24 protein-coding genes and 1 other annotated feature are annotated in these 26,251 nt (G+C 40.5%); of the genes, 4 read left to right on the top strand and 20 right to left on the bottom strand.

The annotated features are described in order from the left end of the window. Window positions 1-255 precede the first annotated feature (255 nt). The 5 genes from PBF_RS03660 to PBF_RS03640 all read right to left on the bottom strand — a co-directional run bounded on the left by PBF_RS03660 (window position 256) and on the right by PBF_RS03640 (window position 5,867). The gene (locus PBF_RS03660) at window positions 256-1,191 is read right to left on the bottom strand and encodes an ABC transporter ATP-binding protein (protein WP_035327241.1); all 936 of its coding nucleotides are present in this window, start codon (window positions 1,189-1,191) and stop codon (window positions 256-258) included. A gap of 2 nt (window positions 1,192-1,193) precedes the next feature. Continuing rightward, complete coding sequence (locus PBF_RS03655; RefSeq protein ID WP_035327232.1) at window positions 1,194-2,261, bottom strand: ABC transporter ATP-binding protein; 1,068 nt, start codon at window positions 2,259-2,261, stop codon at window positions 1,194-1,196. Window positions 2,262-2,272: 11 nt separating this feature from the next. Beyond that, window positions 2,273-3,190 (bottom strand): ABC transporter permease, encoded by a 918-nt coding sequence (locus PBF_RS03650; RefSeq protein WP_035327230.1) that lies wholly within the window; start codon window positions 3,188-3,190, stop codon window positions 2,273-2,275. After that, window positions 3,190-4,125 (bottom strand): ABC transporter permease, encoded by a 936-nt coding sequence (locus PBF_RS03645; RefSeq protein ID WP_035327227.1) that lies wholly within the window; start codon window positions 4,123-4,125, stop codon window positions 3,190-3,192. The genes PBF_RS03650 and PBF_RS03645 overlap by 1 nt, the downstream gene beginning before the upstream one ends. Before the next feature lie 95 nt (window positions 4,126-4,220). Further along, window positions 4,221-5,867, bottom strand: coding sequence for a peptide ABC transporter substrate-binding protein (locus PBF_RS03640; protein WP_035327225.1), 1,647 nt, complete (start codon window positions 5,865-5,867; stop codon window positions 4,221-4,223). Window positions 5,868-6,481: 614 nt separating this feature from the next. After that, window positions 6,482-6,702 (top strand) — a binding site (T-box leader). Between the two features lie 111 nt (window positions 6,703-6,813). Between PBF_RS03640 and trpS the strand changes: the two genes are divergently transcribed. Then, a complete protein-coding gene (trpS, locus tag PBF_RS03635; RefSeq protein ID WP_035327223.1) occupies window positions 6,814-7,803 on the top strand; it encodes a tryptophan--tRNA ligase in 990 nt (329 codons plus the stop codon). Between the two features lie 27 nt (window positions 7,804-7,830). Here trpS and PBF_RS03630 read toward each other — a convergent pair whose 3' ends face one another. The 9 genes from PBF_RS03630 to PBF_RS03590 all read right to left on the bottom strand — a co-directional run bounded on the left by PBF_RS03630 (window position 7,831) and on the right by PBF_RS03590 (window position 18,272). After that, on the bottom strand, window positions 7,831-8,577 hold the full coding sequence (locus tag PBF_RS03630) for a YjbA family protein (RefSeq protein WP_035327221.1): 747 nt from the start codon (window positions 8,575-8,577) through the stop codon (window positions 7,831-7,833). A 500-nt stretch (window positions 8,578-9,077) separates the two neighbouring features. Further along, window positions 9,078-9,998 (bottom strand): oligopeptide ABC transporter permease, encoded by a 921-nt coding sequence (opp4C, locus tag PBF_RS03625; protein ID WP_035327219.1) that lies wholly within the window; start codon window positions 9,996-9,998, stop codon window positions 9,078-9,080. Between the two features lie 12 nt (window positions 9,999-10,010). Further along, window positions 10,011-10,976: an oligopeptide ABC transporter permease gene (gene opp4B, locus PBF_RS03620; protein WP_035327217.1), complete on the bottom strand. Its 966-nt coding sequence runs from the start codon at window positions 10,974-10,976 to the stop codon at window positions 10,011-10,013. Window positions 10,977-11,073: 97 nt separating this feature from the next. Continuing rightward, the gene (gene opp4A, locus PBF_RS03615) at window positions 11,074-12,804 is read right to left on the bottom strand and encodes an oligopeptide ABC transporter substrate-binding protein (RefSeq protein ID WP_035327216.1); all 1,731 of its coding nucleotides are present in this window, start codon (window positions 12,802-12,804) and stop codon (window positions 11,074-11,076) included. Between the two features lie 35 nt (window positions 12,805-12,839). Beyond that, the gene (locus PBF_RS03610) at window positions 12,840-13,856 is read right to left on the bottom strand and encodes an ABC transporter ATP-binding protein (RefSeq protein ID WP_048010965.1); all 1,017 of its coding nucleotides are present in this window, start codon (window positions 13,854-13,856) and stop codon (window positions 12,840-12,842) included. Next, window positions 13,856-14,881, bottom strand: a complete 1,026-nt coding sequence (locus PBF_RS03605) for an ABC transporter ATP-binding protein (RefSeq protein WP_035327212.1) — start codon at window positions 14,879-14,881, stop codon at window positions 13,856-13,858. Before PBF_RS03605 ends, PBF_RS03610 begins: the two co-directional genes overlap by 1 nt. Before the next feature lie 146 nt (window positions 14,882-15,027). Next, complete coding sequence (locus PBF_RS03600; RefSeq protein ID WP_051488794.1) at window positions 15,028-15,693, bottom strand: DUF2268 domain-containing putative Zn-dependent protease; 666 nt, start codon at window positions 15,691-15,693, stop codon at window positions 15,028-15,030. Window positions 15,694-15,931: 238 nt separating this feature from the next. Next, window positions 15,932-17,170, bottom strand: coding sequence for a beta-ketoacyl-ACP synthase II (gene fabF / locus PBF_RS03595; RefSeq protein ID WP_035327210.1), 1,239 nt, complete (start codon window positions 17,168-17,170; stop codon window positions 15,932-15,934). Window positions 17,171-17,339: 169 nt separating this feature from the next. Beyond that, a complete protein-coding gene (locus PBF_RS03590; protein WP_035327205.1) occupies window positions 17,340-18,272 on the bottom strand; it encodes a beta-ketoacyl-ACP synthase III in 933 nt (310 codons plus the stop codon). 215 nt (window positions 18,273-18,487) lie between these two features. Here PBF_RS03590 and PBF_RS03585 point away from each other — a divergent pair, with 215 nt between their 5' ends. Then, window positions 18,488-18,874, top strand: coding sequence for a hypothetical protein (locus tag PBF_RS03585; protein ID WP_035327200.1), 387 nt, complete (start codon window positions 18,488-18,490; stop codon window positions 18,872-18,874). Between the two features lie 55 nt (window positions 18,875-18,929). Here PBF_RS03585 and PBF_RS03580 read toward each other — a convergent pair whose 3' ends face one another. From PBF_RS03580 to PBF_RS03565, 4 genes are all read right to left on the bottom strand, one after another. After that, entirely contained in the window at window positions 18,930-19,118 is a 189-nt protein-coding gene (locus tag PBF_RS03580) for a ComZ family protein (protein ID WP_035327195.1), read from the bottom strand. 29 nt (window positions 19,119-19,147) lie between these two features. Continuing rightward, a complete protein-coding gene (locus PBF_RS03575) occupies window positions 19,148-20,104 on the bottom strand; it encodes a BMP family ABC transporter substrate-binding protein (RefSeq protein WP_035327191.1) in 957 nt (318 codons plus the stop codon). Between the two features lie 109 nt (window positions 20,105-20,213). Then, entirely contained in the window at window positions 20,214-21,041 is an 828-nt protein-coding gene (locus PBF_RS03570) for a hypothetical protein (RefSeq protein ID WP_035327187.1), read from the bottom strand. Window positions 21,042-21,121: 80 nt separating this feature from the next. Then, a complete protein-coding gene (locus tag PBF_RS03565; RefSeq protein ID WP_035327184.1) occupies window positions 21,122-21,859 on the bottom strand; it encodes a serine aminopeptidase domain-containing protein in 738 nt (245 codons plus the stop codon). A gap of 181 nt (window positions 21,860-22,040) precedes the next feature. Here PBF_RS03565 and PBF_RS03560 point away from each other — a divergent pair, with 181 nt between their 5' ends. Beyond that, complete coding sequence (locus PBF_RS03560; protein WP_035327181.1) at window positions 22,041-22,232, top strand: DUF2929 family protein; 192 nt, start codon at window positions 22,041-22,043, stop codon at window positions 22,230-22,232. A gap of 69 nt (window positions 22,233-22,301) precedes the next feature. Here the strand turns inward: PBF_RS03560 and clpB are convergent, their stop codons facing one another. Next, a complete protein-coding gene (clpB, locus tag PBF_RS03555; RefSeq protein WP_035327179.1) occupies window positions 22,302-24,899 on the bottom strand; it encodes an ATP-dependent chaperone ClpB in 2,598 nt (865 codons plus the stop codon). 156 nt (window positions 24,900-25,055) lie between these two features. Next, window positions 25,056-25,235: a YjzC family protein gene (locus PBF_RS03550; protein WP_009331234.1), complete on the bottom strand. Its 180-nt coding sequence runs from the start codon at window positions 25,233-25,235 to the stop codon at window positions 25,056-25,058. Between the two features lie 170 nt (window positions 25,236-25,405). Here PBF_RS03550 and PBF_RS03545 point away from each other — a divergent pair, with 170 nt between their 5' ends. Continuing rightward, window positions 25,406-26,218: an undecaprenyl-diphosphate phosphatase gene (locus PBF_RS03545; protein WP_430515277.1), complete on the top strand. Its 813-nt coding sequence runs from the start codon at window positions 25,406-25,408 to the stop codon at window positions 26,216-26,218. The last annotated feature ends 33 nt before the right edge of the window (window positions 26,219-26,251 follow it).

The following is a 26,251-nucleotide window of genomic DNA, read 5'->3' as shown; positions in this document are numbered from 1 at the left end:
TTTATGAAAAAATATCAAAATCTTGTTTAAATAAACAAATTGACGGAAAAATATTAATAATTGAAAATTCTCATAGTAATATTCCGGAAAATGATGTATTATATAGAAAAGTATACATTAGCGATTAAAAGTGTTAAAGAGAATTTCCACTCTCTACATATTTGACTGGGTAATTTACATCTTGGTAATTCCTTTATAGCGAACATTTACTTTTCCAGGATGAAAAAAAACGATCTCAGTCGAGATCGTTTTTTGTTATTTGGCGTATTTAGCTTTTAATTCGTTATACTCTTTTTCAGAGCAATAAACAAAATGACCAGGTGTTATTTCGCGCATTTCCAGCTTTTCATTGTCACTGTAATTGTGAACTGCTGGATCATAAGATTTTCTTCTGCGGGAACGTTCCGTTTCTGGATCTGGAAGCGGAATAGCTGACAGCAGTGATTGAGTATAAGGATGCATAGGGTTATTATATAAATCTTCAGCTGGTGCAAGTTCAACCAGATTACCGAAGTACATAACACCGATGCGGTCACTGATGTATTTAACCATAGATAAATCATGTGCGATAAACAGGTATGTCAATCCTTTTTCACGCTGCAGTTTTTTCATAAGGTTTACTACCTGAGCCTGAATGGAAACGTCCAATGCTGAAATTGGCTCATCAGCAATAATGAAATCAGGGTCAACAGCAAGCGCGCGGGCAATCCCGATACGCTGTCTCTGTCCGCCAGAGAATTCATGAGGGTAACGGTTAGCATGTTCTTTGTTCAAGCCGACAGTGTCCAAAAGTTCGTAAACCCTCTCCATACGTTCCTTTTTGCTTTTTGCCAAGCCGTGAATATCGATTCCTTCAGCAATAATATCGGCAACCGTCATACGCGGGTTTAAGGAAGCATAAGGATCCTGGAAGATCATTTGCATTTTCCGGTTAAACTTTTTCAGTTCTTTTGCAGATTTTTTGCCGTGAACATCTTCACCTTCAAAAAGAACCTGACCATCTGTTGCATCGTATAATCTGATAATAGTCCGTCCCGTAGTTGATTTGCCGCAGCCAGACTCACCAACAAGTCCAAGGGTCTCGCCCTTATAAATATCAAAAGTAATCCCATCAACTGCTTTTACCATATTTGGACGGCCTACATTAAAATGCTGTTTTAAGTTTTTAATTTCGAGTAATTTTTCTGCCATTATTATTTTCCCTCCTTAACTACTACAGGTTTTTCAAAAGTGGAGGATAACTGGCGCATACGTTTTTTTACTGCTTCCGGCGGCTCAACCTTTGGAGCATCCGGGTGAAGAAGCCATGTTTTTGCAAAATGCGTTTCTGAGATTTGGAACATTGGCGGCTCCTCTTCAAAATCAATTGCAAGTGCATATTGATTTCTGGCTGCAAAGGCGTCTCCTTTTGGAGGATCCGTCAGATCCGGAGGTGTCCCTGGAATAGCAGCTAATTCAGCCTTCTCATCATTTTCTAAGCTTGGCATGGATGCAAGCAATCCCCAAGTATAAGGATGACGCGGGTCATAGAATATTTCATCTACAGTGCCCATTTCAACAATCTGGCCAGCATACATTACAGCTACCCGGTCCGCAACATTTGCCACTACACCGAGGTCATGTGTAATAAAGATAATGGATGTATCCATTTTATTTTGCAGATCTTTCATAAGCTCCAGGATTTGTGCCTGAATAGTAACGTCAAGTGCAGTTGTTGGCTCATCAGCGATAAGCAGCTTTGGATTCGCAGCAAGGGCTATCGCAATCATCGCACGCTGTCTCATACCGCCGGAGAATTCATGAGGATATTGATTAACCCTTTTCTCAGGCATCGGAATACCAACAAGTCTCAGCAATTCAATTGCTCTGTTTTTGGCATCAGTTTTAGACATATTCTGATGTTTAATCAGCACTTCCATTATCTGTGTTCCAACTCGCATCGTCGGATTTAATGATGTCATTGGGTCCTGAAAGATCATACTGATTTCTTTACCGCGGATCTTTTCCATTTGCTTTTCTGTTTTGGGTACGATGTCTTCACCGCTTAGCAGGATTTGCCCGCCTGAAATTCGGCCTGGCGGCATAGGTATTAACTTCATAATAGACTGGGAAGTAACACTTTTGCCTGATCCTGATTCACCAACAATCGCAAGCGTCTCTCCCTTATGAAGGTCAAAGCTGACTCCACGGACTGCTTTTACTGTACCTCCATATGTTTGGAATGAGACTTCTAAATTTTTTACTTCAAGTAATTTTTCCATGTTCTCACTCCTTATTTACGCATTCTTGGATCCAGAGCATCACGCAAGCCGTCGCCAACCACGTTAAATGCAAAGATCGTTAAGCAGATAAACACAGCAGGGAAGAATAAGCGCCATGGGTAGTAACGCATAGCCGCAAGTCCATCATTGGCCATTGTTCCCCAGCTCGCAATCGGCGGTGTTAATCCAAGACCAATGAAGCTTAGGAATGCTTCTGTAAAAATTGCAGAAGGGACAGTCAGCGTCATTGTGACTAGAATAGGTCCCATTGAATTTGGAATTAAGTGTTTGGCCATAATCCGGCTTGTATTCGCACCAAGCGTTTTGGCAGCCAGGACATATTCCTGATTTTTAAGGGATAACACCTGACCACGGACAATACGTGACATATTGATCCATCCAGTTATGGACATGGCTATAATCATAGTCGACAATCCCTGTCCAAGTACAACCATTAACAAGATTACTAATAAAAGATATGGTACACCATATAAAATATCGGCAAAGCGCATCATTCCTTCGTCTGTGCGTCCGCCTTTATAACCTGCTATACCGCCCCAAAGCACACCAATAATCAAATCAATTACAGCCGCTGCAACTCCGATGAAGATGGAAATTCGCGCACCTTCCCAAGTACGGGCAAACATGTCTCGACCAAGATCATCCGTTCCGAACCAATGTTCAGAAGAAGGAGCCTGATTTTTGTTGCTTAGATCATTTGATGCATAATCATATGGAGTCATATATGGTCCAAAGATTGCCATGAAGATCAGCAGACCTAATAACACTAATCCAAACAGGGCAAGCTTGTTTTTTCGAAATCTAATAAATACATCCTTCCAGAAAGAAAGACTTGGTTTTGAAATTTTCTCAGCTTCACCAAGCTGTGTTCCGACTAACTTAAACTTATCTTTCGAAATCTGCATAATTACTCTCCTTTCTTCCCGCCTGCAAGTTTGATGCGTGGGTCGATGATTCCGTATGCAATGTCAACAAGGAGAATAGATACAAGCAACAGAATACTGTAGAAAACGGTTACACCCATTATGACCGTATAGTCACGGTTGTTGATACTAGTTACAAAGTGCGCACCAAGTCCAGGAATACCGAAGATTCTTTCAATAACGAAACTTCCTGTTAAAATACCGGCTGTCAGTGGCCCCATATAAGTTACTACTGGTAAAAGGGCATTACGAATCGTGTGTTTTACTGTAATTACTCCCCTGCTTAAACCTTTTGATTTAGCAGTCTTAATATAATCATTCGCCAGAACTTCAAGCATGCTCGAACGAGTAAGCCTCGCAATGAAGGCCATTGGTGTTGATGCCAATGCCACGGCTGGCAGGACGCTGTGCATAAAAGATTCCCACCGTGCTACAGGGAAAATACCCATTTTTATTGCCAGGAAATATTGCAGGAATGATGCCATGATAAATGAAGGTACAGAGATACCTAATACAGCTACAATCATTGCTGTGTAATCCGGCCATCTATTGTGCTTTAATGCCGCAATAATTCCTAAAAGAACTCCTACTGCAACGGCGATAAAAATGGCTTCCATTCCAAGAAGAAATGAAACAGGGAAACCTTCATTAATCAAGTCGTTAACAGTTTGACTTTTGTATTTAAATGACGGGCCGAAATCCCAATTCACGATACGAACAAGATACTCCCAATATTGTGCATACCAAGGCTTGTCCAGGCCAAAGTGCGCATTCAGGTTAGCCTCAATTTCGGGAGGAAGTTTTTTCTCAGATGCAAAAGGGTTTCCGGGTGCAATGCGCATGAAGAAAAAAGTTGCCGTAACGATCATCCATAAGGACAGAATCATGTACAGCAAGCGTTTTCCAATATATTTCGCCATTGTAAAACACCTCCAATTTATTACTATGCCTTAATCAGAAACGAAGGTATATGGGACAATTAATCCCATATACCTTTCGTCTTAATCAATATTTTTTATTCAAAGTATGCCCACTTGTACTGAACATCACCAAGACCAGATACAACAACATCTTTTAAGTTATCAGCCTGTACCCAGTTATTAGTGTAGAAGTAAATTGGTGCTACCGGCATATCTTCCATGAAGATTGCTTCAGCATCTTTTAATAGCTGCTGACGAGCTTCAGGGTCTGTTTCAGTTGAAGACTTAGCAAGCAGATCCTGGAACTCTTTGCTTTCCCATCCGGTATTATTGTTTCCGCCATCGGCGTCACGATACATTTCAAGGAAGTTCATTGCGTCGTTAAAGTCACCTAGCCAGCCCATACGTGCCACTTGGTAATCCATTTGATTTACTTTATCAAGGAATACATTCCACTCAGCATTATCTAGAGTTACTTCAACACCAAGATTTTGCTTCCACATATCCTGGATTGCCTGAGCAATCTTTTGGTGAGCTTCGGAAGTGTTGTAAGAAAGCGTTACAGCTGGAAGCTCAGACGCATCTTTATATCCAAGTTCTTCTAAACCTTTTTGTAAATATTCTTTTGCTTTTTCTACATCATTGTCAGGGAAATATCCTTTTTCATTTTCTTCGAACATTGATGGAGGAACAATCGCCATAGCTGGCAGCTGCTCACCCTGAAGAATGTTGTCGATGATTTCCTGACGGTTTATAGCGTGTGCAAATGCCTTACGAATATTAACATTGTTGAAAGGTTCAACAGTTGTATTGAATTTGTAGTTGTAGATACCTGCAATTGGGTTTGTTACTAAACGGCCATCATCTTTAAGAGCCTGCATAGCATCAGTTGGAAGTGCACCAGTAGGAGCTCCAGCCCAATCCAGTTCGCCATTGTCAAACATTGATAATTCAGTGTTCGGATCATTAATCATAATCATTTCAATGCTGTCCAGCTTAACTGATTCAGCATCCCAATAAGTTTCGCTCTTTTCAAGAACGATCTTATCGCTGTGAGACCATTCTGTTAAATGGAAAGGTCCGTTAGTTGTATAGTTTTCACCAGCATCAGTTGCCCATTCTGGATTAGCTTCAGCAACTTTGCTGTTAACCGGCAAGTAAGTATAGAAAGCTGTCAATTCCAAGAAATATGGAGTTGGGTTAACAAGCTTAACTTCAAGAGTTTTGTCATCTACTGCTTTAACGCCTACAGCATCAAGTGATCCTTTGCCAGTATTAGCTGCTTCAGCACCTTCGATGTAGTAAAGCTGGTATGCATATGTTGAGTTGTTAGCTGGATCAAGCGCCCATTTCCAAGCATATACAAAGTCATTAGCAGTTACAGGGTCTCCATTAGACCACTCTGCATCACGGATTTTGAAAGTGTAAGTCTTTTGGTCTTCAGAAATCTGTACATCTTCTGCCATTGCATTTTCAGGCTTGCCTTCTTTTCCAATACGAGTCAAACCTTCAAGAATCTGACGAAGAACTGTACCAGATGTAGCATCTTCTGCTAAGCCTGGGTTTAATGATGGTGGTTCAGTGTTGATGTTTACTCTTAGCTCCTGCGGTACATCAGACTTTTCGCCGTCATCTCCGCCTTTTTCGCCGCCGTCAGCATTGTCTCCGCCGCCGCTGCACGCAGCAAGGAACATGCTTAGCACAAGCAGCATGCTAAAAAAGATCGATAATCTTTTGTTCACGGTATTAACCCCCTATTAATTTCCTCAAACAATCTCTTTACCATTTGCCTTTCGTAAAAAACACAACTGTGCGCCCCAGATATATTACTTAAATAGTCTGTTAATTCAATTTAAAAAATTTGCAGACTATTTAAAAGGCAACAAAAAAAGCAAGTTTATATTCTCTTAAAGATAGATTATCCTTATATTCTGATAATTCAGATTAAAAAGAGTAATCTATAATATGTAAGCTATAAACTTACTAAATATGCACCATATTCTCTCTATCTGGAGTGATATAGTTTTGTTTTAAATGTAACAAATTCGTAAAGATTATGTTTGTTACGTTTATTATAAATAGTTTAAAAACTTATTGCAAGTGGCTTTTTGTACATGCAATTCCTTGAAGGACGACATTTTTCGTCAAAAAGTCTTATAAATTAAGATTTTGAAGATAATAAAAAAATTTTTCTTTTTAAGATATTTTGCTATTTCACTAGGAATTTCCGCCTATATATTGGTAAAACACAGCATTGAATTGCAGGATAAGAAAGACCCTAAATTTCTTATTATGAGCTTGATTTTTGTATCAGGATAGTTTACCTTATAATATAATACAATAAAATTAAATTATCTTGTCGGCAATGAAAAAAGAGTAGTACATTTACCCAGGGTTTAGCAGAGAGTCTGTGGAAGGTGAAAACAGGCAGCCCGGTAAATCGAATGGACTTTTGAGCCTCTGAATTTTTCAGGCGCTTCCCTGCGTTATCAGGGACCTATGCGTTTTTCTGCATAGGGCAGAGTGACTCAGTTTTTTGAGTAATTAGGGTGGCAACGCGGACCATTCGTCCCTATTTTATAGGGATGAATGGTTCTTTTTTATGCCTTTTTTATGATTACATGACAAAAACTTCTCTTCAACGCCTGACAATTCATGATTTTTTAAGCCGATTAAAGGAGGAAAAACATGAAAACTATATTTTCCGGCATCCAGCCCAGCGGGACAATTACCCTTGGCAATTACATTGGTGCCATGAAACAATTTGTTGACCTGCAGCATGACTACAACTGCTATTTTTGCATTGTTGATCAGCACGCAATAACTGTTCCCCAGGACAGACTGGAATTGAGAAAAAACATCCGAAGTCTTGCTGCCCTATATTTGGCTGTTGGCATCGACCCTCAGAAATCCATCCTATTCATTCAATCGGAAGTCCCGGCCCATGCCCAGGCAGGTTGGATGATGCAATGTGTTTCTTACATCGGTGAGCTCGAGCGCATGACTCAATTCAAAGACAAATCAGAAGGTAAAGATGCAGTATCTGCAGGACTGCTGACCTATCCCCCTTTGATGGCTGCAGATATCCTTCTATACAATACTGACCTGGTTCCTGTTGGAGAGGATCAAAAACAGCACCTGGAATTAACCCGCGATCTTGCTGAGAGATTCAATAAGAAGTACAACGACATTTTCACTGTTCCAGATGTAAGAATCGCCAAAGAAGGCGCAAGGGTAATGTCACTTCAGGATCCATTAAAGAAAATGAGCAAATCTGATCCCAATAAAAAGTCATTTATTTCATTATTAGATGACCCAAAACAAATTGAAAAGAAAATAAAAAGTGCTGTTACAGATTCTGAAGGCATTGTTAAGTATGATAAGGAAAACAAACCAGGAGTATCCAATCTCCTTTCCATTTACTCAATCCTTTCAGGTAAAACTGTTGCAGAAATCGAAGGAGAATACGAAGGCAAAGGGTACGGGGATTTTAAAGCAGGCCTGTCTGATATTGTTATTGGGACACTTAAACCTATTCAGGATAAATATTATTCGTTAATGGAATCAGAAGAACTTGATCTTGTACTTGATCAAGGAGCTGAAAAAGCTAATAAAGTCGCATACAAAATGATTAAAAAAATGGAAAACGCTATGGGACTTGGCAGAAAGAGGAAATAAAAAAAAACAGCCATGGGCTGTTTTTTTTTAATTTACTTTTGGACCATGCTCCATTTCCCACAACTTCTCAAAAAACGGCTGTCCTTTTATTAAGTTTTCACAAAAATTTTCATGTTTACTTGACCAGCCGTATTTACTTTCATCAAATAATTCATACCAGGCCTCTTCAAAATTCATTGATTGTATTTTCGTATAGCGTTCAGGGCTCCACTCCGTATACCAATAACGGATTTCAGCATCATTTTTGGAGGAATGAAGCTGATCCAGCGCCATAAACAGAAGCTGTTTAAGCTGTCTTTCTTTTCTTGTCAGGCCTGCCATCAAATCCGGAGAAGGAGAAAGAATATGGAATTCCTTCAATGCGGTTTGATCATTAAAAGAGTAATTTGCTGTTTCCTGATTTTCCAGCATTTCATATGCCAGCTGCTCCTGCCTTGGTATTAATCTGCTTTTTCTGATTGGAATATTGTAGCCAATTGTATCTACAGCCAGTATGCCTGTCCCATCGGATACAACAAAGCAATACTCCAATTGGATGCGTTCATGATTTTTCCTTAAGTAAGCTTTTTGATAAATGTCATCTAGCAGTTGTTGTGGCAGCTCAGAAAGATCATTCTCAATATAATTAAAAAGGACCGGGTCAATCTTCAGCAGCGGAACCTGGTCAAGCAGTTCTACGCCATCATCTTTTCTCCATTCATGAAAATGGCATACATTGTATCCATTTTCTTCTCCTTCAAACCAATTCACCCAAACATCATGCAGATACAACATTTTTCAACCCCCACTTCAACAAACTATTTGTCACTCAGTATGGGCAGCAGGCAGTAAATTTATTCCTATATTGCACTCACAATCCATTTTTGTAATCAGCAGGCTTTAATTTGATGAGATCCTCTTTTAATCATCCTCATTTGAATAGGGAAGATATATGCTCAATGTAATTATAATTATTCCAATCGGAAGCAAATAGCATTCCGGGCGATAGGTTATAAAATGCAAATATTCTTTGAAAGTTTGTCCAGTTGTAAGCAAATTCAAGTACCCTATGACACTGACTCCTCCCGAAACAGAGACTCCAAACCCCGTTAAAAGCCAAAATGCCCTAAATAACATGTTCTTTAATAAATTTGTGAGTCATAAAAGGTTTTATTGCTGCCATAAACTCACTCCCACTATCTTTTTTACATGTATATGAAAGCATTTGTTTAGATATGTACAAGCTATAGGCCATTAGACAGCAAAAAAACGCCTTATTACAGGCGTTTTTTTTGCTATCTATTGGATTTAGGATTGAAGGCATCTTTCAAGCCTTCCCCTATGAAGTTGATTGATAGGATTGTAAACGTCAGAATCGCAGCAGGCGGAATCCAAATCCACCATTTACTTGTTAAAACATCAGGACTTCTTGCTTCCTGAAGCATGTTCCCCCAGGTTGGAATGTTGATTGGTACACCAAATCCGAGGAAGCTCAGGCCTGTCTCAGCTACAATCATCGCTGCAAGAGTAATGGTTGCCTGAACAATAATAGTTGACATGACGTTCGGCAGCAAGTGTTTAAAAATGGTTTTTGGTGCAGAGCATCCAATGGATACCGCACTCATTATATACTCATTTTCCTTCTCAGCCATGACCTTGCTTCGGACCAGACGTGCTGTTCCTGTCCAGCTTAGTACACTTATTACAAATATGAGCGTTCCTGTACTTGATTCGATAAAAATGGATTTCAATACGATAACAAATAGAAGGAATGGAAAGTTCATCATAAAGTCTGTAAATCTCATCAGGGCATTATCGACCCAGCCGCCAAAGTATCCGGCAGTAGCACCAACTAGAGTACCAATGGTAATAACAGCCAGAGTGATAGAGAATGCAAGCAAGAGTGATGTCTTGCCGCCGTGAAGAGTTCGGGCAAAAACGTCTCGGCCAGACTTGTCAGTGCCGAAGTAATGGTCAGCAGATGGTTCTTTGCTCATTTGTGTTAAATTAATCTTAGCTGTCTCCTCAACCGGCATAGTTAGCGGCTCAGCTAATATGGACATTACACAGACCAGCAGCAGGAAAACAAGACTGATCATTGCTGCTTTATTGCGCAAAAACTTGCGGCGGGCGAGAGCCCATGGTGATTGACTCTTCGGCGGTTTAACAGGCTCTGCTAAACCAGGCGAAGTTTGCTGTGAAATTGATGGTTCCATACTCTCACCTACCTAACTTAAACGAATACGCGGATCTACTAATCCATATAGTAAATCTGCAACTAAATTTCCAATTAGTGTTAAAATAGTCAGCATCATGGCAATAGCCATCATGACTGAATAATCACGTGAATTAACTGATTCTACGAATAAATAACCGATGCCGGGGTATGTGAAAATGGTTTCTGTGATAATTGCCCCTCCAAATAGGTTGGCAATATCGAATCCAAGTAAAGTAACAATAGGTATGATGGAGTTTCTTAGAATGTGCTTATTATAAATCGCAGATTCTTTCGTACCTTTAGCTCTTGCTGTACGAACATAATCTTTGCGAGAGCTTTCGATCATATCATTTCTCAAGAACTGTGTATAAGCGGCTGTAGCCATGGCTCCAAGTACTATAGCCGGCAAGACTGTATGTTTTGCTTTACTTAAGTAATATTCCAGTGTCCCTGCTTCTACCCCGCTGCCGATACTTCCACTGGCTGGGACCCATCCAAGATTGATGGCAAAAACATAAATGGCAACTAAAGCTGCGACAAAGCTTGGAATTGCAAGTGCCAGATAGTTAAACGCTGATATTAAATAATCTCCAATGCTATAGGCAAATCGCCCAGAGTATCTTCCCATTAAAAAGGCTAATAAATAAGTGATTAATAGAGCTGATATTCCTAAAATAATTGTGTTCGGCAAACGGTCACCAATTAATTCCATAACCGGGCGCTTATGAACAAATGAATCTCCAAAATCTCCTTGTACCACACCACTCATCCAGCGGACATACTGCACAGGAATAGGATCGTTCAATCCCATCTGCTCACGCATTTCTTCAATATATTCCGGATCTGAGTTTAATGGGTCAATTTTTCCAGATAGTGCATCACCAGGCATAAGCTTTGCCAGGGTGAAAACGACTACTGAGATAAGGAAAATTATGGGAATCATACCTATAAGTCGTCGAATTGTGTACTGTAGCATTTCCATTCCCCTTACCAAACAAAAATTTATTCGCTGGTTAAACTTGTATTCCTTGGAGGAGCCACTCCCCCAAGGAATACAGGTTCCTATTATTCTGTTACTCTACAATGTGCCACTTGTGGAACTCATCTGTTCCAAATGGAGTTACTTTAACTCCGCCAACGCGCTTGTTGATCGCCCATGGATCTACACGCTGTTCGAAGAAAATGATAGGCAATTCTTCATTAACTAGCTTTTGCCATTCATTATAGACTTCCTGACGGTGTTCAGTAACATCTTTACTTGCATCTTCAGGGAATGTAACACCCTTCTTAATTAGCTCATCAGACTTTTCATTGTACCATCTCCACATGTTCCACTTATCAGTAGATAACCAGATGCCGGCTGGATCTGGATCATTTGCAAGTCCCCATGCACCCATGAACGTCTCAACAGATGGATCATCTGCTTCGATAGTGTCATAGAAAAGGTTGAAATCTTTTAATGAACCGCCGTTAAGCTTTGCGTTTAAGCCAACTTCCTGCCAGGATTGCAGGATGAATTGAGCACGTGCCTCTGAAGTTTCAGCGCCTGCCATTGCATCAAAGTTAATTGTGAATGGCTTTCCTTCTGGATCTTCACGGAAGCCGTCGCCGTCTTTGTCCACATAACCTGCTTCGTCAAGTAATTTCTTTGCTTTTTCAGGATCATACTCATATGGATTGATTTCTGAATCATCAATCTTAGCCCATGATACTGAAGGGAAAGGAGTGTTTAATGGTTTTCCTAAGCCGTTTGCAAAACCATCGATAAATGCCTGACGGTCAATAGCATGTGCCATTGCATGGCGAAGGGATTTGTTCTGGAACTTCTTGTTATCAGATACTACTACACCTTTTTTAGTGTCATAGTGACCCCAGTCAAAAGCAATATAGCTGTATGACATAGCATCTGCTTCTACCGGATTTACGTTATCAAGGGCTTTAATAGCTTCCCACTGATCTTTTGGAGCTTCAATAACATCGATTTCTCCATTTTGCACTAAACCTTGCGCAAGAGAACCATCAATGATTTTGTAAACAACGCCATCCAATTTGGCTGGTCCCTGCCAGTAATCATCAAAACGCTCAAATTCGACCATTTCACCAGGTACAATGTTTTTCACTTTAAAAGGTCCTACACCGATTGGGGCTTTACGGATTTGATCGGCGTCCGGAAGTTCTTTAGAAGAAATATCTCCGTAATAGTGCTTTGGCTCAGGGTAGATCCAAATATTTTCCAATAAGTTAACAGAAGGTTCAGTTACTGTTACCTCAATTGTATAATCGTCTACTACCTTGATACCTTCAATTTTGTCAGCTTTTCCATCTTTATATTCTTGAGCACCTTTGATCATTGCTACGTTAGCAAAACGTGCGCCTTCATACGTTGGATCAGCAATTAAGTACCAAGCATATTCCATATCCTCAGCAGTCAGCTCTTCGCCGTCATGCCATTTCACACCTTGCTTAAGCTTAAAAGTTAATTTAGTCTTGTCTTCAGATAACTCATAATCTGCCAGGTTCGGTTCAGAAATAAGCTCATCATTTACTTTTAGCAATCCTTCATGCATAAATTGAAGGGCATTTACATCATCTTCACCTTCGTAATAAGCAAAAGATAAAACTCCTTTGAATGGCTGTGTATAACCGAAAGTTACTGTTCCGCCTTCTTTTACTTCTCCAGATGCTTTCCCATCATCTTTTGGTTCCTTTTCTGTGTTCGCTTTCTCTCCGCCGCCGGAACATGCTGCAAGGAATACAGACATGACAAGCAGAAGCGAAAGCAGCCAAAATGCTGATTTCTTCATTGTTTTCCCCCCGAAAAATATTTTTTGACAAAGCCTTATTTATATAAGTGACAAGCGACTCTATGCCCAGGCTTCACCTCCTTTAATTGCGGTTTTACACTCTGGCATTCCGGCATTGCATGTGCGCAGCGCGGATGGAATGTACATCCTTTAGGAGGATCAATCGGGCTCGGAACATCGCCCTCTAAAATGATTCTTTCTTTTTTCTTTCGCGGATCCGGTTCTGGAATCGCAGAGATCAGAGCCTGAGTATATGGATGCAAAGGCTCTGCATAGAGGCTGTCCTTTTCAGCGACTTCTACAAGGCCTCCCAAATACATAACCCCTATCCGGTCACTCATATGTTTAACTACACTCAAATCGTGGGCAATAAATAAGAAAGTAAGATCAAATTCATCCTGAAGCTCTTTCAGCAGGTTCAATACTTGAGATTGGACTGATACATCCAGGGCGGAAACAGGCTCATCCGCAATAATGAGCTTTGGCCTTAAAGCCAGTGCCCTCGCAATTCCGATACGCTGTCTTTGCCCGCCGGAAAACTCATGCGGATATTTATAGTAAGCATCTTCAGGCAGCCCAACTTTCGCAAGAAGATCCATTACTTCCGGCTTCAGTTCCTTTTCGGATTTGCTGTTATAATTTCTGATTGGCTCCGACACAAGGTGTCCGACCATCATCGTAGGATTTAATGAAGCATACGGGTCCTGGAAGACCATCTGGAAGTCCTGGCGGATTTTCCTCAGGCTGGTCCCTCTTACATTAGTGATATCCTGTCCATCAAAGATGATTTGCCCCTCTGTCGGTTCCAGAAGTCTGAGTATTGTTCTGCCTGCTGTTGATTTTCCACAGCCTGATTCTCCAACCAGCCCTAATGTCTCCCCTTTTTTAATTTCAAAGGAAACATCATCGACAGCCTTAACGACAGCCACAGTCCTTCTAAGGATTCCGCCTTTTATCGGGTAATATGTTTTTAGGTTTTTAACCTCTAATAGCACTTCATTGCTGCTTTTGTCCTTTTTTAGAACGGCTGTATTATTATGCTCTGTACTCATTATGCGTTCACCTCTTGTTTCTGCTGGCTTGTCTCGTAAAGCAGGCAGGCAACCTCATGTCCTTCTTCATTTTCCGCCAATTGAGGTGTAACTGTCAGGCATTCTTGCATTGCCTTAGGGCAGCGTGCCGCAAATTTGCAGCCTGTTTTAGGCATATTTTTTAATGAAGGCACAATTCCTTTTATTGTGCTTAGCTTTTCCACTTCTTCATCCATTTTCGGAATGGCTCCCATCAGGAGCTGAGTGTATGGATGCTTTGGATTGTGAAATAAAGAATCTACATCTGTCCGCTCTGCTATTTTCCCTGCATACATAACAATTACTTCATCGCACATCTCAGCCACTACACCAAGATCATGAGTAATCAGAATGACCGACATATCATTGACTTCCTGGATTTCTTTTAAAAGCTCTAGAATTTGGGCTTGTACAGTAACATCCAGGGCAGTTGTGGGCTCATCGGCGATCAGCAGCTTCGGCTGGCAGGCGATGGCAATGGCAATCATGACCCTTTGCCTCATACCTCCAGAAAGCTGATGCGGATATTCATCTACAATTTTTTCAGGTCTTGAAATTCCCACACTTTTCAGAAGTGCGATACTTTTAAGTCGCGCTTCTTTTTTGGAAATTTTCATATGATTGAATAATACTTCCTGCAGCTGGAACCCGATAGAGAAAACAGGATTTAAAGAGGTCATAGGTTCCTGGAATATCATCGCGATATCCTTTCCCCTGATCTTATTAATCTCTGAATCTGTCATATTCTCCAAATGAACACCGTCGAAGATAATCTCTCCGTTTCGGATTTTGCCAATGCCTTTAGGCAGGAGCTTCATGACAGAGAGGCTCATTACAGATTTCCCGCAGCCGGACTCTCCCACTATTCCAACTATTTGCCGGGGTTTTACTCTGAAAGAAACATTATCAACTGCGTTATAGTATGTACCATCTATGGAAAAAGCCGTTTCTAGATTCTTCACCTCTAGTAAAGGTGCGTCTTTATGCTGACGGGTATTTGCGCTCATAGGACACCTCTTACATTTTTAATTATTCTGTCAATTCATTCTATTTGTCTAAAATATTATTACAAACTTATTACAATTGCAAGATTTTTTTAAAATTTGTTAAAATTCATTTTTCTATATTAAAAAAAAGCCCACATTTTAGGACTTTAAAGCGAATGCGAATCCAGTTTATATAAAGTTTGATCTACAAAATATTCGGACGGCGCAATAAAAGAAATTTTTGTAGAAAAACTTTTTATCTCTTTGAATTCCTTTACAACTTCGTAGCCGGCAGCATAACCAAGCAATAGAGGATAGGGTCTCTCACCATATAATATCTTTTGATGGAGACTATCATTCTTTTTTAATTTCAGATTCGGTTTAATAAATTTATGCCAAAATTTCTTGATCTCCTCTTTCGAATACCGGGTGCACCAGGATCCTCTGAACTTCTTTCCACAGTGTATTTCTACTGAATGTTCGGCAAGCCCTTCCAGAATAATGGAATCAAGCAGCGTAAATTCTTCAAGCTTTTTTTTCTGCGAGTTAATTCTGCAGACATGGTGATATTCATGCACAAATAATGCCTCTAGTTCAGCTTCTTCTATTTCAAAAGGAAGAAACAGAAAGAGCATATTTGCAAAGGATACTCCTGATTTCCCAGGATGCCGCGAAAAAAGTCCGCCTCCAGCAGACGGGAAAATGTAAACATTGATGTCAGGTCCCGCCCACATCCTCCTATATTTTAAATGAATGTTTTTTGCCAGATCCCACACTTTCTTTTCTTTTAACTCCTTGAAAATATTCCTGCTGAACCGGTCAGGTGTATACATGCCGAAGCCCGTTAGATACTCATATATTTTTCGGGGATTATCATCATTGAAGGGACCGGTAAGCTTTTCACATATTTTAAGGGGTTCCTTAAAGCCTTCGTCGAGCCATAAATCCGTTCTAACTATCCCATTTCCGCACCTCCTTATACTCGATAATATGTAGGTATACGGATTTTGTTAATCAAAAAAGCTGATTCAAAGGAAGTTTGACTTCCCTTAAATCAGCTTTGTTTATTTCTTATTCATATCTTTTAAAAACAATGGTTGCATTGTGGCCGCCAAAGCCTAGTGAATTGCTCATTGCAGCTGTTATTTCTTTTTCCCTGGCCTTATTTGGAACATAATCCAAATCACATTCAGGATCCGGGCTTTCGAGATTAATGGTAGGCGGCATGATTCCTTCCTTCAGTGCCAGAACTGTGAAAATGGCTTCAATTCCGCCTGCAGCTCCCAGAAGATGTCCTGTCATTGATTTAGTTGAGCTTACTGCCAATTTATAGGCGTGCTCTCCGAACACCTCTTTGATTGCCAATGTTTCAAATTTATCATTATAATCGGTGCTTGTGCCATGAGCATTAATATAATCGATATCATCAGGCTTTAAGCCGCCGTCTTCAATTGCCATTTTCATGGCTCTTGCCCCGCCTTCTCCGCCTGGAGCAGGTGCAGTGATATGATAGGCATCCCCGGTAGCACCATAGCCTACTATTTCTGCATAAATTTTTGCGCCGCGGGCAAGTGCATGCTCCAATTCTTCAAGCACGACAATTCCCGCACCTTCTCCAATAACAAACCCGTCACGATTCTGATCAAATGGACGGCTGGCTGTTTTTGGATCTGGATTGGTTGAAAGCGCGGTATTGGCACAAAATCCAGCTACAGACATCTTTGTTATTGGCGCTTCTGCTCCACCTGAAATCATTGCATCGGCGTCGCCGCGCTGAATAACCTTAAAGGCATCGCCGATTGAGTTTGTACCAGTGGCACATGCAGTTACTGTACATGAGTTAAACCCTTTTGCCCCTAAATAAATCGAGACTTGACCAGTTGCCATGTCCGGAATCATCATTGGCACGAAGAATGGGCTCACCCTTCTGTACCCGCGTTTCATAAATGTTTCATATTGATTTTCAAAAGTTTCCATACCGCCAATGCCTGAACCAATCCAAACACCGATGCGATGTGCATTTTCATCTGTAATCTGAAGGTTTGCATCCTTTACGGCCATCATGGATGAAGCAACAGCGTAATGTGTGAAGCGGTCCATTTTTCTGGCATCTTTTTTATCAAAAAAATCTTCCGGATTAAAATCCTTTACTTCAGCAGCTACTTTAGCCGGGTACTCATCTGCATTTAATCTAGTGAGCGGCCCTACGCCTGAAATACCTGACTTAATATTATTCCATGTCGTTTCTGTATTATTTCCAAGCGGTGTTACAGCTCCAATGCCTGTAACAACAACCCTTCTTTTGTTCATAAGATTGCAGCTCCTTTTATATTATCATCATATTTAAAAGCTCTTTTCGCGTATATACTGTTATTTTGGTCCATCAATGTTGTCCGTTGATTTCCGCTCCAATCAACTCAGTAAATACTATATTAAATGCAGCAAACCTTGCGAAAAAAGCCTATTTAAAATGAGGTACTCACCTTCCCCATCTCATCGCAATGGCTCCCCAGGTTAGCCCTCCCCCGAAGCCGACCATCACAAGCAAATCATCATCCTTAATTTTACCAGCTTCCAGCTCTTCCACCAATGCAATCGGAATAGATGAAGCCGAAGTATTTCCGTATTTATCCACTGTTTTGGACATCTTTTCAACAGGAAGTTCCAATCTTTGCCGGGAAGCTTCCATGATGCGGATATTCGCCTGATGAGGGATTAAAAAATCCACGTCTTCTTTGGATAATCCAGCTTTATCAAGTACGTTGATGCAGCTTTCACCCATTTGACGAACCGCAAATTTGAACACTTCACGCCCGTTCATGATGATATATTCATCCTGGTATAGATGTTTTGCGCCTGTGCCATCTGCTCCTAATTCAAATGATAATATTCCCCGTCCATCCGAGACTGGCCCAATTACAGCTGCACCTGCTCCGTCTCCAAATAAAACGGCAGTATTACGGTCATTCCAGTCTGTAATTTTTGAAAGCTTTTCTACACCTACTACTAAAACATTTTTATATGTTCCAGTTTCAATGAATTGTTGTGCCGTTATGATGCCATACATGAAACCTGCACATGCAGCACTAATATCCATTGCCGCCGCCTTACTTGCTTTTAATCGCTCCTGAAGCATGCAGGCAACAGATGGAAAGGGATTATCCGGTGTAACCGTTGCAACTAAAATCAGGTCTAAATCCTCTGCTTCAATGCCTGCATTATCCAATGCTTTTAGTGCTGACTGAAAGGCCATATCTGATGTGTCTATACTGTCATCCGCAATTCTTCTCTCTTCAATTCCAGTCCTGGTCCGGATCCATTCGTCAGAAGTATCAACTATTTTCTCCAAATCAGCATTTGTTACCACTTTTTCAGGAAGATATCTTCCGATTCCTATAATTCCAGCATTCATGGAGTCCCACTCCCTTTTCAATTTTACTAACCTTATCCAGTCTCTATCTAAATTTTAATATCAATTATTATGACTTGGTACTAATTTTATCAAATGTTTATACACTTACGCAACACTTTTTACCTTACCTTACTTATTACTCCACAAATGTCTATACCCAGTCAATTTTTCTTCATATGCTGATATATAGGCATCTGAAAGGAGGTAATTGGCATATGCTTGATAAGGATGAAAAAGACAAGGGAAATACTGAGGACCCCTTAACCCATTTTTTGTTTGGAGAAAGAGGCAGAATCCATCAACCAGCTGATGGCAAAATTGAATTCGACAGAAGTGCTGAAGAAGATCAGGGGAAAGACGACTGGCTTTTCGGAGGCAGGAGCAGAAATGCTCATGAAGCTGACGACTGGCTCCTTGGGGGAAAAAGCAGAGAAACTAATGAAAGAGAAAGTGCCGGTAAAGAAAATGAAAACAATATTCTGAATAACATAAACTTAGAGGAACTCATGGGCAACATTGATACGCTCATGTCTTCAGCTCATCATTTAAAGCCGTTGCTGAAAAAAGCGGGTCCTTTGCTGGAGTTGTTTTGGAAGAAGTAGAGGCAGAGTTTCCCCCAAAACAACAAAAACCAGCCCAAAAGGCTGGTTTCCCAAATTATTCACTCTCATTCAAAGCATCCGCTTTGCCCATTTCGTAGGCTTCGTTCATGACTTTGGCGAATAGGTTCATGAATGGCTGGATCATTTCCATTGATAGTTCGATGCCTGCTTCGTCGAGCTGCTGTTTGGCTTCTGGCAGGTATTTCATGGCGATTTGCATGAATTCCATGTTTTTTTCGTTCATTTTGCAGTACCTCCTATGTATGGTAATTACTAGTCAGGCAGTTTGCCTGTTTTTTTGTAATTCTCGATGGCAGCGTTTAGTTCTTTTTTGAATTCTTCGTCGACGTCAGGGCTGAATTCTCCAAGTGAAATCACTTCATCCTCGAAATCGAAGGATAGATTTCCTGATTCGAGTTCGCCTTCGTTATATTTTTCTGCCACTAGTTCATATAAAACATCGACATGCTGAATTGTACTGGTCAGGACGACTGATTCTCCCAGATCAGACTGGTCGGAAATATAGCCGATAGCGTAGAGCCCTTCTTCTTTCAGCTTTTCGATGACAGGAACATTATACCCATCTCCGGCCGGATAGACAACATCTGTCTTATTGGCAATAAGTTTGTCCAAAAGAGCGATGGCTTTATTATCATTGTCCCAGTTGCCGACATATTGGATCTGCACGTTTACATTATCATTAATATAGTTTGCACCTTCATAAAAACCTTCTACTTCCGGCTGCCATTCAAAAGCCGCCAGTATTCCAACATTATTCGTTTTCGTCATATGACCTGCAACCATGCCTCCGAAGAAGCCCATGGCGTATGCTTCAAAGTTCAAACTGGTGGTGTTTTCATTTTGGGCATCACCATTAAAGCTGACAAAGTGAATATCAGGATATTTTTTTGAAATGTTATTAAAGTATGCAGCGTATTCATTGCCATGTCCAAAGATCAGGTTCACACCTTTTTGATCAAACTCTTTAACAGCTCTTTCAACAACCATCTCTGAATTCATGCCTTCTTTATAATAAACCTCAACATCATAATGGGATTGAATCTTTAGCATCCCTTTATAGCCTTTGGTCCCCCATACTTGGTCATTGACAGTATCGGGCACTAATAATCCAGCTTTCTCAAGTTTTCCTGCAGACATCGGCTGTCTGCAGGAGGCCAATAAAAGAAGGCACAAAAGAAGGATCCCTAATTTCTTTAATGTCTTATGCATCTTCTTTTTCTCCGCCTCTCTGTCTTTCACTTTCTTCTACCGGTTTAATTTACCAGACTAATTCAATTCTACCTTTTCTTTATCTTAAATGGAAAGATTTTTTTCCAATTTACAAGCCATACGGGCTTTCTAATGAAATAAAATGTCTTCTTTGCTTTTCGAGGCCATCGGAGAATTTCACTGAACACTGAATCGTTCTTTCAGCTACTTTCCCTATTGCCAAATCAGGACTGCTCCAATTTTCATTATAGTCCAAGGAAAGATAGTCAGCGCATTTTCGCCAGTGCCCGGTGATACTGCTTTTTAATAGAAAGGACTCATCTAAAGACCTATCTGAACAATTTGATAAGAAATTGATGAGATCATCAATAAAGATAGCATCATGTATCCATTCTCTTTCACTTATTATTACTCTTTCTTTCGCAATAGACTGATGGAAACTAAATTCCTTTGGCTGCCAGGGACCGTAAATAACAGGCATGTAAAAAGAGGAAACTGAAATATTGTTTTCTTGAAGTATTTCAATAGCATCTTCCAGCTGGCTGTGTGTTCTGCTGATGTCTTTAAGCCACTGAATAGGTAGAAGGAAAGCAATTTTCACCTGAAGGCTCTGGAATAAAGCCAGATGTTTCATAAGAAACCCTTCAATAAGCTCCTTCTCCCTTAAAGCGGGAAGATCATTCCTAATATACAAGTCGTATATATCTATAAAAATCATGTCATTTTTTAGTATTTCTCCAGATTTAATCCATGCAGAATAGTTTTTTTCATTGAAATTGGCATTTCGTCCGATTGTCAGTCGTTTTTCGTGAATTAAAGCGTCATCTTTTTCTTTGCCGAAATGAATTCCATCTATCTCACAGCCCTGTTCCAGAAGATGCTTGCAAAGGCTGAATCCTATAAATTCAAATGTCCCTAATATGACTGCCCTGTCCACCTTCACCCCTCCTTGTAAGCATATTAATGTATCCTATGCTCAAAGGATTGTCTTTATTTCTTTGAGGAATTGCAGCAGTTTTATAGGACTTTTTCATATTTTCTAAAGAAGCTTGTCATTTGGGAACTTATTCGCTGTTTTTTATCTGGGAGGATATAAAACACTGAGATAGGGCTATTTTCATTTTCCCATTGTATGGATCTTTTCTTTAAATAATCCGATTGCTTGTAAGCTCTTCCGCCGGCCAGAACCTGAATGATTCTGACTGGGACTTTAAGGCCGGATGTAAGGTTTTTTTCATGTTTGCTGAGCAGATCAGCTATGTTATCCGTTTCTATTTCATATGAAGCTGCCAGTTCTTTTAATAGTTTTTTATAAAAGAACTTATGCTCTTTTTCCTGGTCGAGATGGTGTTTTAGTGAAAGGATAGGATTTATTAATACGGCTGAACGGATTAAATCGCTCATTTCATGCAATAATCTAAGGGCAACCAATGCACCCATGCCCTCAGCAATAATATGAATCTTTTCGTTTATTATTTCTGTACGCAGAATATGTTCATACAAATACTTAGCCTTCTCAACAGCCCGATCGCTTCCCCAGTGCCTTCCGTATAAATTCGAATAAAAAATTGTATAACCATCTTGCCTGAGTTTCTTAATTAAGGAATATTTCCCTTCATTTTGAGTCCAAAAACTGCAGTTTCCGTCAACAAAGTGCCGATCATCCCCAATAATCAGAATACCGAAACCACTTGGTTTATCTGGGTAATGAATCATACACCATTCTGAATCCAGCTGGAAGTTCCGGCTTTCCATAGTAAAACTCCTTTGCAAGTTTGTTCATAATATAATGTATGTAAGTAAACTTAAAATGAAAGGGAGATTTGCCTAGTTTTAGACAAGTTCAACAAAGGGCTGAAAAGAGAAAAAATAAATTTATTTCTTTAATGGCTTATGCTAATATGAAAAGGGATTAATTATGTTAGAGGTGAAATAGATGAGATTCTTTTGGACATTCTTCTGGACTTTCCTTCTTGTTCAAATGTTAACGTACGTAGTTTCTTCAATGCTTGGAGCGCCTTACGATTTTGTAACCGGCACCATTCTGGCGGCTGGAACAACTGTTTTAATTTTTGTTGTCGCTTCCATCATTCCTGAAGGTCCTGTTGAGAAAGAAGGAATTCATTAATCTGCAGCTTCTGCAGGAAATGAAAAGAGTCATCCTGTTAATTCAGGATGATTCTTTTCATTTGTGGCCTTATTTTACAAGCAGTTCAATTCTGCCGTTATCTGCTGATATGACAACTTCACTGTGATCTTTAATTTCTCCTGCGATGATTTTGCGGGCGAGGGCTGTTTCTACGTTCCTTTGGATAAACCGTTTGAGCGGCCTGGCGCCGTAGACAGGATCAAATCCGTTTTCTGCAATATATTCTCTCGCATCATCATTTATACTTAACTTAATATGCTGATCTGATAATCTAGCTTGAAGCTGAGTAATTAATTTTAATACAATACCCTTTATTTCATTGAGAGCTAAAGGCTTAAACAAGATAATTTCGTCCACTCTGTTTAAAAACTCCGGGCGGAAATGGCTCCTCAGCTGTCCAAGTACATTGTCTCTGGTCTCTTCAGTTATATCTGCCCCATTGGCAGAGCGTTCCAAAAGAAAGTGGGAGCCAATATTGGAAGTCATAATGATAACCGTATTTTTAAAATCAACCGTGCGGCCCTGTGAGTCAGTGATCCTTCCATCATCAAGCATCTGCAGGAGGATATTGAATACTTCCTGATGGGCCTTTTCAATTTCATCAAGCAGGATTACTGAGTATGGCTTCCTTCTGACAGCTTCTGTCAGCTGACCCCCTTCCTCATAACCTACATACCCCGGAGGCGCACCAATCAATCTTGATACAGCATGTTTTTCCATATATTCGGACATATCAATTCTGATTATTTGTTCTTCACTATCGAACAATGACTGTGCAAGCGCCTTAGCCAATTCTGTTTTTCCAACTCCGGTTGGGCCCAGGAAGATGAAAGAGCCAATGGGGCGGTTCGGATCTTTAATGCCTGCCCTTGCTCTTAGGACAGCATCCGACACAAGCTGCACCGCTTCATCCTGGCCAATTACTCTTTCATGAAGTATATTTTCAAGGCGAAGCAGCTTCTCACGTTCTCCTTCAACAAGTTTAACTACGGGAATACCTGTCCACCTTGCCACAATGCCAGCAATCTCTTCTTCTGTGACTTCCTCTCTCAGCAGACGGTCCCCTTGATTCTCGTTAACTGCATTTTCAAGCTCTTTTAATTCCTTCTCCAATGCAGGGATTCTTCCATGGCGGAGTTCTGCAGCTTTATTCAAGTCATAGTTATTTTCGGCCTCCTCCAATTCACGGCGCATTATCTCAAGCTGCTCCCGCTTTTCCTGGACTTTTTGGATTCCTTCTTTTTCAAGCTGCCATTTTGCTTTCATGCTATTTGCCTGATCCTTTAGTTCAGCCAGTTCTTTTTGGAGGTCTCCGAGTCTCTGTTTGCTTGCTTCATCACTTTCTTTTCTTAGCGCGGCTTCTTCTATTTCCAGCTGCATGACCCTTCTTGTAACTTCGTCCAGCTCGGATGGCATTGAATCAATTTCCGTCCTGATCATGGCACAGGCTTCGTCAACCAAGTCAATCGCCTTATCAGGGAGGAAGCGGTCTGTAATATACCTGTCTGATAAGGTTGCGGCAGCCACTAAAGCACGATCGTGGATGTTGACTCCATGATGAATTTCAAAGCGCTCCTTCAGCCCTCTGAGAATGGAGATTGTATCCTCTGCATCCGGCTCCTGCACCAAAACCTGCTGAAAACGCCGTTCCAGGGCAGGATCTTTTTCGATATATTTGCGGTGCTCCTCAAGTGTGGTAGCTCCTATACAGTGCAATTCTCCCCTTGCAAGCATGGGCTTCAGCATATTCCCTGCATCCATGGCTCCTTCTGTTTTACCCGCACCTACAATAGTGTGAAGTTCGTCAATAAAAAGAAGAATTCTGCCTTCGCTTTTCTTAACCTCATTTAACACTGCTTTCAGTCTTTCTTCAAATTCACCCCTGAATTTGGCCCCGGCAATTAAAGCGCTCATATCAAGGGCAAAAATGGTTTTATCCTTAAGACCCTCAGGCACATCTTTACGTACAATTCTCTGTGCCAATCCTTCGACAATAGCTGTCTTGCCTACCCCGGGTTCGCCTATTAAAACTGGATTATTTTTGGTTTTCCTTGAAAGGATGCGAATGACATTCCTGATTTCGCTATCCCGGCCAATTACAGGATCGACTTTTCCTTTCTTTACCTCTGAGACTAGATCTCTTCCATACTTTTTTAAAGCCTCATATGTCGATTCAGGATTTTGCGATGTCACTTTCTGATTCCCCCTAATGTCCTTAATCGCCTGCTCCACTTGTTCTTTACTGATCCCGCATGACTTTAAAATTGCTGCCGTTTCGGTTTCAGCCGCTGCAGCAGCCATGAATACATGCTCCACTGACATGAAATCGTCCTGATAAGTCTTCATATAATTTTCTGCATCCGCCAGCATCCGCTGCAGTTTACCGGTTATATAAAGTTTCCCTTGTTCTGTTCCTGATCCGGATACTTGCGGTTTCTTTCTCAGCGCTTCCTGCATTTTATTGGAAAAAGACTCTGCAGAAATCTGCATTTTTGACAGTATTAATGAAACAAGACTGTTTTCCTGCTCCACTAAAGCCAGGAATAAATGGGCTTCATCCACTTCCTGATGCTGCTCGCTAATAGCTTTGGACTGCGCATTTAATAACCCTTCCTGGAGCCGCTCTGTCATCCGATTTACATCCATTATGCGACCTCCTTTTGACCTTTTTTGACCTTTTAATTTCATTATAATTCATTCTTTTCATATGTAAAGTTTTCAGCTTTTTCCATGTCTAAAAAGCCATCCGCTATTGGGATGGCTCTATTTCCTATTTCCCCATTTTCTTTTAATTAATCTCAATCAGGGCTTTCTTTTATATGTCCATAGCCGGTTATGATTGGATGTTTCCGGAAATTGGTCCCCTGCTCTCATTTTAAGCATTTGTGGATTATTGACGTTGCTTCCTGTTTCGCCAATTTCTATATAAATTCCATTATTAGGCGCTTTCTGGCCAGGCTTAAATTGTCTGTTTTGCCCCATGCTGAATACCTCCTTTAATCGTAAATCAATTATTATTATTTCCATTCTTGCATCTCTCATGAGGGAAACTATTGGCATCGCTTAAAAGCATGATAATGATATTACTTTACTCTGCCGTCCTTTTTATTGTTAAATGGGAGGTATGAGATTTCATAATGGAGGATTTACCTGTGACTGATTTTCTAACATTGCTTAAGTACTTGTTTTTGGGATTATTTCAGGGATTTACAGAGCCTATTCCCATTTCATCGAGCGGTCACCTGGAAATTGCCCAGTACTTTTTCGATCTGGACATTAAAGGCCTCAGCTTTGCCCTTCTTGTAAATACTGCCTCTTTATTAGCTGTTTTGCTTATATACAGAGAGGATATTATAAGACTGGTTCGAAATGGATTTGCATACGTTACAACCAAAGATAAACAATCGGAATCTGATTTTCGGTTTATCATTTACCTGTTTATTGGAACCATCCCCGCAGGTGTTATTGGCATTTTGTTTGAGGATTTTATTGATGATCATCTTGCCAATATTAAAACAGTAGGGATTACACTTATCGTAACTGGACTTGCCCTGTGGCTGATCCGGAATTTACGAGGACGGAAAAATGACGCTGAATTATCTTATAAGGACGCAATCATTGTTGGCCTTGCCCAGGCAGTTGCACTGATACCGGGAATCAGCCGTTCCGGTGCTACCATTGTAGCCTCTATGGGACTTGGGATGAAACAGGAAACAGCATTAAGGTTTTCTTTCCTTTTATATATCCCCGTAAGTGCCGGCGGAATGATATTGGGCTTCAACGACATTTTAACAGATCCCAATTTATCTGAATTGGCTTTGCCTTATACAATAGCCTTTATTGCCTCACTGATTGCATCTTACTTTTCCCTGAAATGGTTTATGAATATTATGGCTAAAGGGAACCTGAAGTATTTTGCGATTTACTGTTTTATTGTTGGGCCGCTTGTTTATTTCTTATCTTAATGAAAAAAGCCTTCTCTGCGCTGAGAAGGCTTT

It is taken from the genome of Cytobacillus firmus DS1 (genome assembly GCF_000565285.1).
Lineage (GTDB): Bacteria > Bacillota > Bacilli > Bacillales > Cytobacillaceae > Cytobacillus > Cytobacillus firmus_A.
The sequence above is the reverse complement of the archived record's forward strand: the minus strand, read 5'-3'. Positions and strand labels throughout refer to the sequence as shown.